2 protein-coding genes are annotated in these 1,171 nt (G+C 65.0%); one reads left to right on the top strand and one right to left on the bottom strand.

Translation table 11 applies throughout. The features are described 5' to 3' along the window. Positions 1–367, bottom strand: a 367-nt coding sequence (gene rpsF, locus MOV75_RS38985; protein ID WP_247008160.1) for a 30S ribosomal protein S6, incomplete at its 3' end; no start/stop codon positions are given. A 338-nt stretch (positions 368–705) separates the two neighbouring features. Here rpsF and MOV75_RS38980 point away from each other — a divergent pair. Further along, positions 706–1,171 (top strand): TetR/AcrR family transcriptional regulator C-terminal domain-containing protein (locus tag MOV75_RS38980; protein ID WP_247008158.1); only part of this gene is annotated, 466 nt, incomplete at its 3' end.

Here is a 1,171-nt window from a genome sequence, read left to right as displayed (position 1 = left end):
CGCCGCGGAAGCCGCCGCCACGATCGTCACGCTCGCGGTCGCGGTCGGCCTTGCGCATCATCGCGGACGGGCCTTCCTCGAGCTCCTCGACGCGGACGCTGAGATAGCGGATCACGTCTTCGCTGATGCGCTCCTGGCGCTCGATCTCGGCGATCGCCGCGGACGGCGCGTCGATGTTGAGCAGCACGAAGTGCGCCTTGCGGTTCTTGTTCATGCGGTAGGTGAGGGAGCGCACGCCCCAATTCTCGGTCTTGGTGACCTTGCCGCCGAGACCCTCGACAATGCCGGTCATCTGCGCAGTCAGCTCTTCGACCTGCTGCGTGCTCGCGTCCTGACGCGCGAGAAAGACATGCTCATAAAGAGCCATGGTGGTCCTTTCCTCATGTTGGCGCATCGCCCGGCGTCAAGCCCTTAAGAGGCCTTCGGAAAGGACTCTGGGATTAAGCTCAGAAGGCGGAAACACGGGACGACGGGCCGACTGGCCCTGCCACACCAAAATCACGAATGATTTGCTGAGACCGTCCGTTCAGCTCCCGGCCGGGGTCTGCGGATGCGCGCCTTATACGGATTTTGGCCGGCTTTGCAAGGTTGGAGCGCCCCGTTTTCGGCCCGACGGTGCCGGCATGGGGCGGCCGAACCCATCCTCTCGTAGCAGCTTGACCTATTTGTTTGTATGTCATACAAATAATTCATCGGGAGGTGCTGATGACGGGTGAATCGGTCCAGGCTCCGTTTGAGGCGTCGGCAGGCGACCCCAAGCACGCCGCGCGAGCCACACGATCGGCCGGCCGCAAGATGCGCTCGCTGCTGCTGGATGCCGCGAGCCCGCTATTTCGGGAGCGGGGGCTGTCTGGCACGGCGATCACCGACATCGCCGCCGCCGCGGACGCGTTCCCGAGCCAGATCACCTATTACTTCCGCACCAAGGAGGCGCTGTTCGTCGAATGCGCCTGCCGCGAGCTGCTGTATCTGGCGCGTGCCACCGAGCAGGCGGCCCTGAAGGCGCGCACGCCGCGGGACTACACGCTGGCGCTGGCGCAGACCGTGACGGCGAGCGATTCAGTCGCTTTCTTCGCCGAAGCGCTGACATTGACGCGGCGTCGCCAGGATCTTGCGCCGCTCGTGGAGCGCACGATCGAGCGCCTGCACGGCGAAGGCGCGCGCGCCTATG

Source organism: Bradyrhizobium sp. PRIMUS42 (assembly GCF_023006515.1).
In the GTDB taxonomy this organism is placed as follows: Bacteria; Pseudomonadota; Alphaproteobacteria; order Rhizobiales; family Xanthobacteraceae; genus Bradyrhizobium.
The sequence above is the reverse complement of the archived record's forward strand: the minus strand, read 5'-3'. Positions and strand labels throughout refer to the sequence as shown.